The following is a 16106-nucleotide window of genomic DNA, read 5'->3' as shown; positions in this document are numbered from 1 at the left end:
CATGACGTCTCTTCTCATATAACATCGCCGCTATAGTAAAACTTACATATTTGCAGGAACCGAATGACATACATTACCAACCATACGACCAGCCCATTTAAAAATCTCTGGCGTGATATCTCTGCTAATCCTCTGTCTTATATTATTACATTGTTTGTCGCAATTTTTTTGATCGCACAACCCATCAAAAAATCAGTAGCAACCGACGTTAGCATTGTACTCTGGATTCTTGGCTTAATTGTTCTGATATCCGGCAAAGTAAAAATCCGTGCTCTGGTGCCCTACCGCAAAACCATTCTTGCCGGCCTAGCATTTTTCTTCACTGCATTGATTTCATTACTGCTGTCAGACTACCCGGCAGGCCTGCAAACTCTGGAACCTGAATTTCGTCTACTGTTACTGCCGCTGATAATCGCCGGTATTTATTTCTCAGGCCTGCGTGCTCCTCAGCTGATCTTTGCATTATTACTCGGTGGTATCAGTTATGCTTGGGTCACCCATGACCAGTTAGGTGGCTTTAAAATTGTACGCAGAGTCTTTGGGGATGAGAATTCCGTCGGATTTGGCAATGGGGCCTTCCTCCTGACTACAGTTTCTGCCTATTTCTGCCTGTCATTCTGGAAAAACAGCAAAATTTTTGCAATGACAGCTGCGATTGCAGCCATTTTGTATCTATATGCTGCAATAGCCTCCGGAACCCGCGGCAGCTTTCTGGCTGCTCCAGTGATTTTTATTTTTTTTATTTTTCATTTCAGGAACCTGAAAGTAACTCTGGCCAGCCTAACAATCTTCACTCTCCTAACCACTGCTGTTTATTATTCACCACTACAATCCGGCATTGATCGGGCAGTAAAAAACTTAACCAGCTACGTTAAAGGTGAAGGCAATAACCAAAACTCTACCGGTGCCAGATTAATACTCTGGGAAACCGCAATCTGTATGGCCAAAGAGAAACCGGTGTTCGGTGTTGGTACGCATCAGTTCCGTTCTGCAAGCCAGGACCAGGGCTTAGGTTGCGATTACAACACAGAGGGAGGACGCTATTTTGTTCAGGCCCACAGCCTGTACTTTAATACCCTGGCGACTATGGGACTGACAGGCCTTGGTTGCCTGCTGTTGTTTGGTTTTTTCCTGTGCAGGGAAAGCCTGAATGTCCGGCCTGACTATCCACACAAATATGCGGTGGTGATTATCACGCTGACAATCGCCGGTTATTCCTTAACCGTCGATGGGTTCTTTATACGATTTATTGCTGAAAAACATCTGACGTTACTGGGAGTAATGCTCGGTATTATGTTGCATGGACAGCAGAAGGCAGCGTTACAACGTTAATCCCGGCATCCTGCATAGCACTCAGGAGACTCTCCCGCTGATATTGATTCTGAATGGGAGAGCTCTCTGCACCAACAGCATAACACCGGATGGATGGATCAATCAGACGGGCAGTAAAAAGAGCTGTACTGTTGCAGGAAATAACATAACGGCAGCCAAGCACAGCAATTATTTCCTCAATACAGAGGTAAGGACCGGAAACCGGTTCCATCCCATCTGTTCTGAACTCTGCTGTTACAGCGCGAGGGTGAGGAGCATAAAAAATACGTTGCGGCTTCAATACACCAAGCAAGCTATGTATCTCAGCAGTGACTGTGGCGACAAAGTCATGATTGGCCTGATGATAGGCAAGAAAATTTTGTCCGATAATAATTGCGCTATCAGATTCACCTGTCTTTGAAAATTGTACAGGAAACTCTATATAACGCTCTTTATCCGCACAATAACCCGTATTCAGACCATAGAACGAATATATAACATCAATCCATTCAGAATCTGCCCCAAGTTCGTCGCCGTCATATTGCAGAACGCTGTAGCCCGGCGCCAGAAGTCTCAGCTTCAGACTCCACTTTTTTAAAGCCTTATGGCAGGCGGCAGTGATATTACTGCTGAAGATATTTAATGCACCATCCGGCAACAGTGCGACCTTGCCGAGCTTCTTTCTCCTGAACTGAGCAGTCAGAACATTGTTATAAATATCGTCTATACGGGGGACATACAAAACACAAGCGCCACCACGGGCCGTAATATTTTCTGCAACATTGATGACTGTGCGGGTGTTTTCCTTGATAAAACGGACCTTACCAATAAAGCCACCGTGGTGATTCCGGTTCAGCAAGATCAGATTTTCTTTTCCCCGTTCAGTTGCAGCACTCAGCAACTTATCCGATGTCACGAAGTAATAAGCGACATCATTGCCCGCTAATAAATACTGATGCTCTATCGCCATCGCTGCCAGTAACTGCAGTTCAGTCTCGACGATAAAAAGATGCCCTGTCATATTCTGACCATGTTCGGCATTCATCCGTGAATCAGAGTTCATAATCTGTGAATATTTTTCCAGGTTTTCAGTAGACCATCATTAAACGACACCGCTTTGCGCGGTAAGCTGAGGAGATTCTGATCAGGCAGTGCCAGACCTTTCACCGTGGTAGTGCCAACACAATATCCGGCTTTGGCTGCCTGCTGTCCGACCTCTTCGCTGAAACTGCCATAGGGGTAACAGATATGATCAACCGTGTCACCAAGAAGCTCTTCAAGATCCTGTTTGCTCTGCTGTAATTCCTGCAGGCAAACATCTGCATCCAGTTGAGCCAGTCTTGGGTGGGTGACACTGTGGCTGCCGATTTCAATCCCATTGGCATGCACCTCACGTATCTGTTCACGACTCATTAACGGCTGCGGCTGATGGCCATCCTCTTTCAGCCATTCCGATCGCCCGGACAGCTCACCGGATACGATATAAACCATGGCAGGAAGCTGGTATTTTTTCAGAACCGGGTAGGCATACTGATAAAAATTCTCGTAGCCATCATCAAAGGTAATGGCGACACAGCGCTCAGGGTATTCCCCCTCACCACTCAGAAAACGGGGCGCTTCACTCATTGGAATAACATGCTGCCCGGTCAGTTTCAGCATCAGCATCTGTCGGGCAAAACGCTTATAGTGGCAATAGTTTGCCTTCAGCGTTTTTATGTTTCTGAAATCACCCACCTGGTGGTACATCAGGATGGCCAGTTTTCTGTTTGCCGCCATCACTACAGTCCCCCCAGACAATAAAACAGAGCATAAAGCGCAAAATTCACCAGCAGCAGAATCAGATTGCGGACTTTTTTCTGCCGTTTACGGCTGATCGCTTTATTGTCTTCATTGCGGCGACTGGCCTGAAAATGTTCGATATAGGATTTCACATTATCCTTGTCGAAAATTTTTACGTACTCAACCGGCAGGTTAAAGAAGGTCGCGGTGTGGGGCTCGTCGTAGGCCAGCTGAAAACTGTCCTGATCACAGTAGTGTTCATTCAGTGCCTGTTTGGCAATCCACTGATCAAGAAACTCCAGCGTAGCCGGAGTATTACGCAGAAAAATCGTCCCGGTGCGGATACTGTGTGACGCACGCTTACCACCCTGCTCATTAAAGTGAATACCAATATCACCGTCAAAGTCATCAAAGCCGGTAATTTCGCGCCGCACAAATGCATCGGCATCGATGTACAGAACATCGCGTTCAGGGTTATCCAGTAAACACTGGCGCAGCACCTTGGGCTTTAGACCTGTGGTTGCTTCCCAGCAGCTTTGTGGCTCAACCGGAGTGAACTGATAGTCCATCGAAAAACGTTTCAGAGATATTTCCAGACGCTCAATGTCGTCACGATAGCTCTCGGTATAGAAACCACACACGAGCAGTTTATTCACAATATTTACCTGACAGTTCTCTTACTGTGTCCCTGACTCTGGTCGCATTTAATTCTGCATAACAGGGCGGTGATTCTTCATTCAGGGGACATACTTTTTTCAGACAGGGAGAGCATGAATACGAAGACGCCAGATTAATCACCCGCTCACCATGGGCAGCCGTTAAGGCAATACTGGTGCTGCCGAATACTGAAACGGTAGGCACACCACAGGCAGCCGCAATATGCATCAGGCCGGTATCAACACCAACAGCAGCAGCGCAGCGACTGATAATTCCGGATAACTGCCACAGCGACAGTTTCGGCAGCACCACACCCCACTGCGCCTCCGTGGTCAGCCGTTCCGCCCTTTGTCTTTCCTGTTCACTCCCCCAGGGGAGCAACACCATTTGCTGTTCCTGTTTTGCCTGAGCCAGAAGGTCAATCCAGTTAGCTTCAGGCCAGTGCTTGGACGCCCAGGTCGTTCCATGAAAACAAATCCAGGCACCGGTATATTCAGGAAAAGCATTATCCAGCCTGTGACCCTGAATACCGAAATCAGGTTCCCCCTGGTACTGGTAGCCCAACGCCTGTGCGAACAATTTACGCACCCGCTCCACAGCATTCATATCGCGTGGTACGTTGTACCCTTGGCGGTAAAATAAGCGTGTTTCAGAGTCCGTAGCTGAATCTTTGTCGAGTCCGACCACCGGACTGCCGCTGAGCCAGCCGACCCGTGCCGATTTAATACGGCCCTGGGCATCAATCACCAGATCGTATTTTTCGTGCCGCAGCGCTTTATAAAACGACAACTGCTCGCGCAGCGTTTGCATCGACCAGCGATTTTTTTTCCAGCGTAAGCGCGGATGTCCGATAACCTGCCTGACAGCCGGATGCAAACGGGCAACATCCATAAAGGGCTGTTCACACAGCCAGTCAAAACAGATATCAGGATTGGCTTTTAAGGCGTCGGTTACAGCCGGCAGCGTATGTAAGATATCCCCCAAAGCAGACATCTTAATAATAAGAATTCGTTTCATAGATCCGCGCATTCGTAAGCAACTGCTACGAAAATAAAGGCATGATGACTGTCTGTGTCAGATATGCCGTAACAGTGCCTGTTCAACCAGCTCCAGATTAGGAATCATGGCAGCATCCTGGCCAATGCTGACTGCACTCTGGTCATAGTCCCCCATATGCATGGCTTCTACTTCCTGAATTTCGCTTTCGCGGATATGCACCAGACTTGGAATCCCCTGAACCAGCACCGCATAAAAAGGCATCTGCGGGTGGGCACCCACACCATTCACGATGGCAAAGCGGGCATTGGGGTTGGGAGCCGGAGCAGCCTGGCGGTTAAGCATTTCATAACATAACACCGGCACCGGAGTACCACGCCAGTCGATACGGCCAAGAATCCAGTCAACACTGGAAGCTGTAGTTAACAGATGGGAAAAAGGAATAATTTCCGCCACCGAAACGTTAGGCAGCAGCAGGTTTTTATCCTTCAGCGGAATCAACAGGCAATCGACCTGATCCGGTGTATTGGTTTTAGTGATGGATTGGCTCATGAATATTTATCCAGCTGTGTTTAACGCAATTCACCAGCTGCAGTGCCAGCTGATAAGGGTCGCCGATATAGTTAACGCGATTGGTTTCAATCGCACTTTCCGGCATAGAGGCATTAGCGCAGCTCTGCGGTGCCTGCGCCCATACCGGCACTTTACTGTCATTCAGGCTCATTACCGCTTCAGAGCCATCATTGCCCATGCCGCTGAACAAAATATACCCGGCCCGCTGGCCAAAGTATTCGTTCACATTCAGAATCACCTGATCAATGGATGGTCCATAAGGGCCAGGCCAGGCGCGTTCCAGACTGTGTGGCAGCCCGTTACTGTCAAAACGGAATTCATCGCTGATGGGCGCCACCAGCACTTCACCGCAGTTCAGCACTTCACCGGCAACAAAGTTTTTCAACTGATACTGCGCATGACGACCAATGGTCTTGCACAGTGATTCTTCAAAGCGCGGATCGATATGCTGAGCGTAAATAAACGCCACTGGTAAACCACCGGGTAAGGCGTCAAGAAAATCTTTGACCGCTCCCGGCCCGCCTAATGACGCACCCAGCACCCAGACCTGAGCCGCGGCTTTGCCGGTAAAATCCTGATTGGCAAACACACCGGGGAGCGGAATACGGGGGGACGTTGTTGGTGTGTTCAGACGATCCAGCACGGAAACATCTTCAGCCACCACCGGCGTCACTTTGATGATTTCACGCATCTTGCCGTACAGGCGTTTTTCCCATTTCGGATACGTGGTGCAGGTTTTTTGCGGCGCTTTTTCCAGGCCCAGCAAGACCGGCACATCGCCATCCAGCAGCTGTTCGAGCCACTGCATATTTTCTTCGTCGTCTTCCTGACGGAGATCCACCAGCCAGGCGTCCAGTTGCAGCTCACTGTGATCCAGCAGCACAAAACGCTGCGGATCAGTGTTAATCACCACATCAAACCCGAAATGAATCAAAGCGGATTTGAGCAGGTGTTGCTGCAGCCGGTCGTCGGCCAGGATGCCTACCCTGGGCAAGGCCATGTCAGTGTTCCTCGCGCCCCAGCAGACGGTTCATAGTGCCGAGCAGCAAGTCTTCCTGGAAAGGTTTACCCAGATATTCGTTCACACCAATCGACATCGCCCGCTCACGGTGTTTATCACCGGTACGCGAGGTGATCATAATGATCGGAATATCTTTCAGACGGGAATCGTGGCGCACCAGCGAGGCAACCTCGAAACCATCCATACGTGGCATTTCAATATCGAGCAGCATCAGATCCGGTTTGTGATCCTGCAGCGTCGCCATCGCATCCACACCGTCTTTTGCTGTGAATACTTCCATACCATTACGCTCCAGCAGACGGGTCGTTACCTTACGTACCGTCACCGAGTCATCCACTACCAGAATACGCGGCAAGCGGTTTTCCAGTTCGTGACGACGCTCGGCCGCCTGGCTGTCGAGCAGTTTCGCCTGCTGATATTCCAGGCTCGCCTGAGTACGGATCATCGCCGGCAGATCAAGAATGATAACCACGCTACCATCACCCAGAATGGTACCGCCGGATACGCCCATTACGCTGGCAAACTGCGGACCGAGGGTTTTTACCACGATCTCACGTGAGCCGAGCAGCGAATCCACCTGCAGAGCAAAAGGTATCGCGCCGCGGATCAGCAGTACCGGCAACGGCATATGCTGAGCACTGAATTTTGGCTGCGCTTCGTTTTCCAGCATCACGCCCAGGTATTCGATACGATAGTCGGTACCGGCATAGTGATATTTGCGTTCGGCCTGCGGCTGCTCGTACAGTGACTGCAACTGCGCCACCGGCGCCCGTACGATACCCTGAATGTTATTCAGCGGTACCGCGTACAGGTCGTCACCAACCCGTACCATCAGCGCACGGTTAACCGACACAGTGAACGGCAGACGGATAATAAAGCGGGTACCGGCTCCGGCTTCCGACTGAATCTCAACGCTGCCGCCCATCTGTTTGATTTCGCTGGATACAACGTCCATCCCCACACCACGACCGGAAATCTGGGTCACCGCTTCGGCGGTAGAGAAACCAGCTTGCAGAATAAACTGCATAATTTCCTGATCGGAAAGGTGAGCATCCGGATCCATCAGTCCGCGTTCGATCGCTTTGCGTTTAACCGCCTCGAGATTCACCCCACGGCCATCATCGCTCATGGTCAGAACCACGTCGCCGCCATCGCGGCTGATGTCCAGTTCGATATTACCGACATCCGGTTTACCGGCAGCAGCACGCTGCGCCGGGTTCTCGATACCATGGTCAACCGCGTTACGCACCATGTGCTCCAGCGGCGAAATCATACGTTCGAGGATGGTACGGTCCATCTCACCGTCAGCGTTGTGAACGCGCAGTTCGACCTGTTTGTCCAGCTCCAGACTGACCTGACGCACAATACGGCGCAGACGCGGAACCAGACGCTGGAACGGTACCATGCGGGTCTTCATCAGACCTTCCTGCAGTTCCGTGTTAACCCGGCTCTGCTGCAGCAACAGGGTTTCTGCATCGCGGGTTTTGTGACTCAGCGTCTCTTTCAGGTCGAGCAAATCCGAAGCCGATTCCACCAGCGCACGCGACAGCTGCTGCATAGCTGAATAACGGTCCATCTCCAGCGGATCGAAATCTTCGTAATCCGGGCCCTGACGTTCCTGACGGAAAATCACCTGCGCCTCGGTTTCCATATCCAGACGACGCAGCTGATCGCGCAGACGATCCAGCGTCATATCCATCTCTTCGAGGGTATGGGAGAAGTCGGTAACCTGCTGTTCCAGACGACCACGGCCGATGGAGGTTTCACCGGCAAGGTTAACCAGGTTATCGAGCAGATCGGCAGATACTTTCACCAGCTCCTGCGGTGCCTTACGCGCAGCCTGCTGAGCGGCGGCTTTATCCTGTTTTGGTGCTTCCGGCGCTGCACGGCGCAATGGCACAACATTCGAAGCCGGATCGACGGCTGCCGGAGCCGTGTTTTCAATCGGGGCTACTTCAGTAAGAGTCTCTTCAGCTGCACTTTCCTGCGGCTGAATCTCAGCGTCAGCGCTGCTGTCAGGCTCGGCATCAATCGTCAGCGGTTCAATAACCAGGGATTTTTCACCCAACACCACCAGACCATCCGAGGCCAGCATGGCTTCGACCGCATCAATCTTATTAATCAGCTCATCCTGACGCTGATAAGCTGCCTGGAAGAACGCTGGCGAGCGATCAATCTGCCCCTGCTGAGCTTTCAGAATATTGGCTTCAAAGTTGTGCGCCAGATCGCCGATCTCAGTCAGACCGGCCAAACGCGCACCGCCTTTCAGGGTGTGCAACACCCGCTGGGCTTCTTCGGCACCTTCGGTGTTGGCCGGTTCCTGTTCCCAGCTGTGCAGCGCACGATCCAGAGACTCCTGCAGCTCGTGAGCTTCTTCGAGGAAGATCTCCAGAATTTCACGGTCTGACTCATCCAACGTTTCCGACTGCACCACCGGCACAGGAGGCTGTACGCTTAATTCATCAGCGTCATTTTCTTCAGCTGTCAACTCATCCAGCTCTTCCGGCAACTCGCCATAGGCTTCACCTTTCAGATACTGGCGAATAGCCACAATCATTTCATCTGCAGCCTGCGGGCGTACGCCTTCGCGCACAGCATCCAGCTGGCTTCCCAGCTCATCATGGGCACGGTCCAGCAGATCGAAAATCTGCACCTGAACCGCCAGACGGCCGTCATTAATATTTTCGTACAGCGTTTCCAGCTCATGGCAAAGGTCAGCAACTTCCGACAACTCAGCCATACGTGCGCCACCTTTCAGGGTGTGCAGTTCACGCTGCAGCTGGGCAACATGCAGTAAGTTATCCGGATGCTGGCGCCAGCGCTGGATAGCGGTTTCGACGGATTCGGTGATTTCCTGCGCTTCTTCGAGGAAAATCTCCAGAATTTCATCTTCGTCACCATCTTCTACCGCCGGCAGCGGCAGCATTTCCATTTCGTTGCGAGTTTCGGTCTGTGCTGTTGGCTGAACAACAGGAGGGACAGCAGGCTGCAATTCAGATTCCGCACGTGGCAAATCTTCATCCTGCAGGTCCTGTTCTTCTGGCAAAGCAGACAGCAGCTCTTCGTCGATTTCATCACTCAGGTCGAAGGCAGAACCGGCAACGTCTTCAACTCCGGCATCCGTATCGTCGCCGGCATCCAAAACATCACCGGCATCCAAAACATCACCGGCATCCAAAACATCACCAGCAATATCGGCCAGAGTAATGTCGTCTTCGTCGATATCAATCGTCAGGTCTGTACTGTCGGTGTCATCAGCGTCGGTGATATCGGTAGCTGTTTCATCGGCAACGATGTCATCCAGCTGCAGTACCGGCAGATCATCGTCGGCGACTTCCGGCAGCGGAAATTGCCAGTTGCGGATGCGCATCAGCAACTCATCCGGACTCTGGGTTTCCTGACCAGCCGCCAGGCAATCCATCATAGCCAGCACGGCTTCATGAGCTTCAGCTGCCAGTGCCAGTAAATCTTCGGTTGGCTCAGCCTGCTCATTCTGAATGCGCAGGTAGAGATTATTCAGTGCATCAGCAAGCGCCTGAATATGTGGAACTTCCGCTTCGGCAGCACCGCCAGCAACTTCCTGCAGATCCTGCCCCAGCGCAGTCAGTACGCTGTCATCATGATCTTTATGCCAGCGGTTCAGCAGGCGGTCGGCATCCAGCAGTGAATCCATGCCCTGCGCCAGGAACTGGGCAATCGCCTGTGGATTCGGCCCCCGACGGGAAGAATGCTCAACACGCAGTGGTTCCAGCAGCTGTTTTTCCAGTTGCTGCAGACGCTCAACATAAGCGTCGGCACCCTCAATATGTTCGGCCAGCAGCAGCTCGCGGGTTTCCAGTGCTGAGGCGATCAGCGCCGAACCTGTGGCAATCAGCCCGACGACTTCTGCACTGTTGTTAATCTGGTAGGCACGCAGTTCTTTAACAAGGCGTTCCAGTGGCGAAGCCACATTGGCGATGGCGGTAATACCGGCCATATGCGCACTGCCTTTTAACGTATGCAGCGCACGCTGCAGCTGATCGCTGAGGGCGTTGATAAAGTCTTCTGTACGTGACTCCTGAACAAACTCATCCAGCGTCACCAGATGCGAGCGTGCTTCGCCTTCAAACACTTCCAGCAGAGCGTCGTCTTCATCTTCATCACTGCTGTCTTCCGTCTCGGCGACGGTCTGAGTATCGGCAACGGCCAGCAGCGGCTCTTCTCCGCCTTGCGGCTGCAGTGTCTGCGAAAAGGCAGCAACACTCTCACCAGCGGCCAGAGCGGTGGCGTAATCCATCAGGGGTTGTGTCGGGATGGATGCAGGACGCTTCTGGCGGAAATCATCAATCAGCAATGGCAGCTGGGTGATTACATGGTCAACCAGTGCAATCAGGTTGGCATCAATCTCAATGGTGTTGTCGAGTACACGGTTAAACATGTTCTCAATGGACCAGGCCAGCTCACCGATAAATTCGGCTCTGACCATACGGCCACTGCCTTTCAGAGTATGGAACGCACGACGCACAGTGGTCAGCGCTTCCTTATCGGCGGGATCTGATACCAGTTGTGGCCAGAATTCATTCAGGGTTTCGGTCACCTCCTCAGCTTCTTCGAGGAAGATTTCGATAATCTCATCGTCGATCAGGTCGTCGTCATCGTCATCCGCCGCTGCAGTAGCGCTTGCAGTAACAACTTCTGCTTCAGAGACAACCTCTGTACCACTGTCGAACTCTGCAGCTGTAACATCGGCCTCTGCAGCACTCTGTTCTTCTGCAGCCTGCTCTTCACGCAGGTGATCGACCAGCTCATGCAAATCAGCCGTATCATCTTCTGCCTGCAGCTCGTCAAAATCGAAACTGATATCCTCACCAGCCACACTATTCAGGCTGACCACATTATCGTCGCGGTCAGCCTCAGGCTCTGGTAATTCAATATCGACGGCATCAGGGCCAACATCGTCGGCGCTCAGATCAAGATCGGCTTCTTCCAGCTGTACAGCCTGATGCAGTTCGGGTTCTGCATGAACAATCTCTGCATCTTCGTCGTCATCAATAGCAAGCGCTTCGCCAAAAGAAGTGACATCTACTTCCGGCAGGTTTTCATCCCCTTCAAAGGAAATATCATCGAGCGAGTCGTTCAATGATTCTGTCGCCGGTAAATCCTGCAGTGAGACTTCAGCTTTATCCAGCAACTCAGCACCGGCACTGCGCGGGTTCTCAGAGTAACGTTCAATAAAGTATTCAACACCACTCAGGACGTCGGCCAGAATATCCAGCACCGACCATTGTGGCTTCAGACGTTCATCAATGAGCTGCGTTTGCACAAAAGCGGCAGCACGCGACAGGATACCTGCCACCCGTGGCAGCGGGATCATGTTCAGCGAACCTTCAATGGTGTGCAGCAGGCCCGGAACATCCTGCAGCTCGTCAACCGACCATTGTTTGGCGATGTATTCAACGATGGCGTCTTTTACCTGCTCCAGCACATTACGCGCTTCGCGCAGCACAGCCTTCTGAGCATCAGACAGGGTGCTTTCACCGGCATGGGCATTCAGGTCGCCCTCACGCTGCATACCACTGAGGGTGGCTTCGATATACAGCAAGGCTCCGGCCATATCGAGCAGATGACTGTCATCAATATCACCACTGTCCAGCAGACGGGCAACCAGACTCTGCTGTTCCTGCATCACCTTACGCGGCATGCCCAGACCGAGCATCCCCATGGTATCGGCAACCTGTTTCAGGTTTGGCGCAATCGCTGCCAGAGAATCTTTACGGTCATCGTCACTGCGTACCAGCAGATCAAGACGATCTTTAATAGCCGCAATTTCTTCCACCAGTGCGCCCAGCACATGACCGACGGTATCGCGGTCGGGGCCGGATAACGCATCACGTTCCTGCTGGATTTCTGCTTCTGTCGGCAGCGCCTGACGCAGACCAAACTGTTCCTGTGCCTGACGGATAGCTTCACCACTGACATCTGTACGGGCGACATAAAACAGCAGGTTCTTCAGCAGCTCATCCGATGGCGGCTGATTAATGGCCGCCGCGCCTTCTTCAATGGCGGTTTTCAGCAAATGATCCAGCTGACGCAGCAGTTGTTTGGCACTGTTTGGCAAATGCTGCTGCTTGAGCAGCCATTCGCTGAATGCCAGCGCCGGCAACCACACCAGACCCTGTGGCGTTTTACCCAGCGCTTTGTGCAGTCGGGCGAAGGCTTTGTTCAGGTATTGTTTGGCGACATCCGGCTGTTTGTTCTGCAGCAACTGCAGGGTGGCAGTCTGCAGCATCTGACGGATTTTGCGTGCCCAGTTACGGAAATCATCACTGGCATAAGTCGCCGCCTGAGCGTCGGTCAGTGCAGCATTCTGCTGAATGTTCGGGGCGAACAGAGCCGTTTCAGACAGGAAGCTTTCGCCCCGCGCTGAACGCAGTTCGTTAAGAATTGGCAGCAGTACCACCGGCAGATCGCGGCGACCGACTTTGACGTGCTCAAGGTAATGCGGCAGCTGAATAATGGCCTGCATCAGCACTTCGAGACCGTCGCGCTCATTGCCCAGCGCAGAGTCGGCCAGCGCTGACGCGATAGCCTCCATCTCTTCAGCCAGCAGAGCGGCACCATAGAATTCGACCATCTGCAGAGTACCGTGAATCTGATGCAGGTAACTCAGGCAGAATTTCAGCCGGCTTTTGTCCTGGGGATTCTCCACATAAGCTTCCAGCGCCTGCTGGGCCTGTTGCAGAGTCTCTTCGATTTCCCCTTTTACCCATTCCAGGGCGATGTAGTCCTGGCTCATCGCCTTGTGGTCTCCCCTGTCGAATTCGATTGCTTACGCACAAACGCGGATACCCGGCTGCTATGAACCTGTTCCAGTAACGGATGCTGCCAGTCCACCATTTCCCCAAGACCAATCACTAATATGCCACCGGGAGCGAGACGCTCGGCGAGGACATTAAGAATTTCACGGCGACGCCAGCGACGGAAATAAATCAGTACATTCTGGCAATAAATAACATGCTGAGACTGCAGCGGGCAGTTGGCCAGATTCAGGATATTAACCTGACTGAAACAACAGCGCTGACGCAGCGTGTCGGATACCTGCACCGGGCTGCCCGGCTGCAGATCCCTGAACCCCAGCTGGCGGTATTCATCCGCGACCCAATCGAGGGCACGTGGCTGATAACGGCCGGCACGGGCTTTACGTAATACGATGGTGGATATATCAGTGCCGGTGACGGCATAACGTTTACCCTGTGGAGTCAGATAACGCTCTGCCACCATGGCCAGGCTGTAGGCTTCTTCGCCGGAAGAGCAACCGACACTCCAGAATTCCAGCGTGTCATCGCTGCCAGCTTCTGCTGCTTTTTGCTGCACAAATTGCTCAACAAAAGCAAAAGCATCGGGATCACGGAAGAAGCGGGTTTCCTGAACGGTCAGACGGTCGACCAGCGTGCTCCATTCAATCGCACCCGAGGCACCATTAACGATGCGCTCGTAGTATTCCTGATAGTTGTCACAGCCGACTTCGCGCATCCGCAGACCAAGACTGGTCTGCAGAAACGAGCGGCGTTGTGGCGCCAGGCACATCCCGGTGCGCTCTTCCAGCAGACTCTGCCAGCGAACGAACTGAGCGTCGTCCATTTCCGGAACGGTGCTCAAACCTGTACGTAACTGATGGTTCATTAAAAGTCATCCAACCATCTGTCAGGTTACAGCACCTGTCGTTGATGAAGGTCCAGCTCTGCTTCCGGCAGCTTGAAGCCGGCTACGGATTCACGCAGCTTGTTGGCCATTTCCGCCAGATTACCAATCGACTTCGCGGTTGCAGTAGTACCCGCAGAAGTCTGCGAAGTAATTTCCTGAATAACGTTCATCGTGTTGGAAATATGACCCGCAGACGATGCCTGCTGACGGGCTGCGTTGGAAATGTTCTGAATCAGTTCCGCAAGGTTTTTAGATACGTTTTCAATTTCTTCCAGTGCCACACCCGCGTCCTGCGCCAGGCGTGCACCGCGCACCACCTCGGAGGTGGTGGTTTCCATCGAGATTACCGCCTCGTTGGTATCGTTCTGAATCGTTTTAACCAGTGCTTCAATCTGCTTGGTCGCAGCGGCTGAACGTTCTGCCAGACGCTGTACCTCGTCCGCAACCACCGCGAAGCCCCGGCCGGCGTCACCGGCCATGGATGCCTGAATCGCAGCGTTCAGGGACAGAATGTTGGTCTGGTCAGCAATATCGGTAATCAGGGAGATGATGTCACCAATCTCCTGTGAGGATTCACCCAGACGTTTAATACGCTTGGAGGTTTCCTGAATCTGTTCACGGATGTTATCCATGCCGTTAATGGTTGCCTGTACCACTTCCGCACCTTTGTTGGCGATCGCTACCGACCGCTCCGCAACAGCAGATGATTCCGAGGCGTTGGCAGATACCTGGTCAATGGACACCGCCATCTCGTTGATCGCCGCAGAAGCACCGGCAATTTCCTGCGCCTGGTGTTCAGAAGCTTCCGCCAGGTGCATCGCCGTGGCCTGAGTTTCCTGGGCCGCGGAAGATACCTGTACCGCTGTTTCGTTAATCGCCGATACCAGAGAGCGCATCTGGTCGATCGCGTAGTTGATGGAGTCAGCAATCGCACCGGTAAAGTCTTCGGTTACCGTCGCAGAAGCGGTTAAGTCACCGTCTGCAAGGTCAGCAATTTCGTCCAGCAGACGCAGAATCGCCATCTGGTTCTGTTCGTTCTTATTCGCCGTTGCATCCAGGTCACGACGGGTTTCGCGGTAAGACACCACGCCAAACGCCACCATCATAACCAGCGCCAGCATCGCAGAAACATAACCAACGATCTGGAAATTTCCCCGCTCACCGGCACCCGCCTGAATGGTTTCGGTCAGCTTGGATGTCTGCTCCAGCAGCGTACGGGAGTCGTTAAAGATAGAGTCCGATGCTTCACGCACCTGGAACAGTTCAGGAGAGGTTTCCAGAATCTCGTCAACGGAGCCGGATACGAATTCAAACAGTTCAGCAACTTCCGCCAATGCGTAAATTGCTTCTTCATCTTTTACCTGAGAGATGTTCATGGCCACGTTGCCCTGAATCATACCGTTCAGTACGCGGCCAAACAGCGAGGCGTCACGGCCAAAGGCGTCCGCCGCCATTACCGCATCTTCACCACCGGCCAGTACTTTGTTAACGGAGCGTACGATACGCTCTGCCAGCCAGGACTGACGCTGTGCTACCGCAACCTGATCGGCCGGCGCACCGTTATCCAGCAGGATTTCTACAATCTCGTCGTATTCCACCTGCAGCTGCGGAATGGTTTCTGCCAGCGTCGCGGCAACTTCGTGGAGGGAGAGAATAATATCCTGAGCACGGATAATCTGGTCAGCGTTACCCTGAACCTTATTCCAAACGCCTTCTACGTTGGTCATGGTAGCAACTTCTGCTGGCGGCAGGCCGTTAGCAGAATCACCCTTGGTCAGGTAACCCCAGCGGGTCGCGAAGTTATCACGGGCAATTTTCAACTGACCGAATGCTTCCCGTTTACCACCCGCGGCTTCTACCGCGTTCTTTGCCAGTTCCTGCGACAGTACGCGCAGCTCACCGGCGTGATCAATGTATTGCTCATCCTGGTTTGCCAAAAGGTTTACGTACACCGTAATACCGATAAACACCGCCAGAAACACGAACAACAGACCCGCCAGAACACCGTTAATTCGGTTTCTGAAGACCGTCGACAAGACGCTTCCTGTATTTCCGCTCATGCCGTTCTCTCCACACTCACTGCATG

Annotated in this window: 10 protein-coding genes; 1 reads left to right on the top strand and 9 read right to left on the bottom strand. The window is 52.6% G+C overall.

What is annotated here, in order from left to right:
• Positions 1–63 precede the first annotated feature (63 nt).
• Positions 64–1332, top strand: a complete 1269-nt coding sequence (locus MT343_RS01180; RefSeq protein ID WP_145466891.1) for an O-antigen ligase family protein — start codon at positions 64–66, stop codon at positions 1330–1332.
• On the opposite strand, the gene MT343_RS01175 is transcribed toward MT343_RS01180, so the two are convergent.
• Genes MT343_RS01175 through MT343_RS01135 form a run of 9 tightly spaced genes read right to left on the bottom strand, consistent with a single transcriptional unit; the run spans position 1292 to position 16080 of the window.
• On the bottom strand, positions 1292–2356 hold the full coding sequence (locus MT343_RS01175; protein WP_145466893.1) for a polysialyltransferase family glycosyltransferase: 1065 nt from the start codon (positions 2354–2356) through the stop codon (positions 1292–1294). The genes MT343_RS01180 and MT343_RS01175 overlap by 41 nt on opposite strands.
• Before the next feature lie 14 nt (positions 2357–2370).
• Positions 2371–3087, bottom strand: a complete 717-nt coding sequence (locus MT343_RS01170) for a polysaccharide deacetylase family protein (RefSeq protein WP_145466895.1) — start codon at positions 3085–3087, stop codon at positions 2371–2373.
• 2 nt (positions 3088–3089) lie between these two features.
• The gene (locus MT343_RS01165) at positions 3090–3746 is read right to left on the bottom strand and encodes a putative nucleotide-diphospho-sugar transferase (protein ID WP_145466897.1); all 657 of its coding nucleotides are present in this window, start codon (positions 3744–3746) and stop codon (positions 3090–3092) included.
• On the bottom strand, positions 3739–4764 hold the full coding sequence (gene waaC / locus MT343_RS01160) for a lipopolysaccharide heptosyltransferase I (protein ID WP_145466899.1): 1026 nt from the start codon (positions 4762–4764) through the stop codon (positions 3739–3741). The genes MT343_RS01165 and waaC overlap by 8 nt, the downstream gene beginning before the upstream one ends.
• A 57-nt stretch (positions 4765–4821) precedes the next feature.
• Positions 4822–5295 carry a chemotaxis protein CheW gene (locus tag MT343_RS01155; RefSeq protein ID WP_145466901.1) on the bottom strand — a complete coding sequence of 158 codons (474 nt, stop codon included), beginning with the start codon at positions 5293–5295 and terminating at the stop codon, positions 4822–4824.
• Entirely contained in the window at positions 5276–6316 is a 1041-nt protein-coding gene (locus tag MT343_RS01150; RefSeq protein ID WP_145466903.1) for a chemotaxis protein CheB, read from the bottom strand. Before MT343_RS01150 ends, MT343_RS01155 begins: the two co-directional genes overlap by 20 nt.
• A 1-nt stretch (position 6317) precedes the next feature.
• Entirely contained in the window at positions 6318–13112 is a 6795-nt protein-coding gene (locus tag MT343_RS01145) for an Hpt domain-containing protein (RefSeq protein ID WP_243989445.1), read from the bottom strand.
• Positions 13109–13999, bottom strand: coding sequence for a CheR family methyltransferase (locus tag MT343_RS01140; RefSeq protein WP_145466907.1), 891 nt, complete (start codon positions 13997–13999; stop codon positions 13109–13111). The genes MT343_RS01145 and MT343_RS01140 overlap by 4 nt, the downstream gene beginning before the upstream one ends.
• A 26-nt stretch (positions 14000–14025) precedes the next feature.
• Positions 14026–16080 (bottom strand): methyl-accepting chemotaxis protein, encoded by a 2055-nt coding sequence (locus tag MT343_RS01135; protein WP_145466909.1) that lies wholly within the window; start codon positions 16078–16080, stop codon positions 14026–14028.
• Positions 16081–16106: the final 26 nt, after the last annotated feature.

The organism is Venatorbacter sp. C2-1 (assembly GCF_022832715.1).
In the GTDB taxonomy this organism is placed as follows: domain Bacteria; phylum Pseudomonadota; class Gammaproteobacteria; order Pseudomonadales; family Oceanobacteraceae; genus Venatoribacter; species Venatoribacter alkanivorans.
This window is presented reverse-complemented; position numbering and strand designations above follow the sequence as displayed.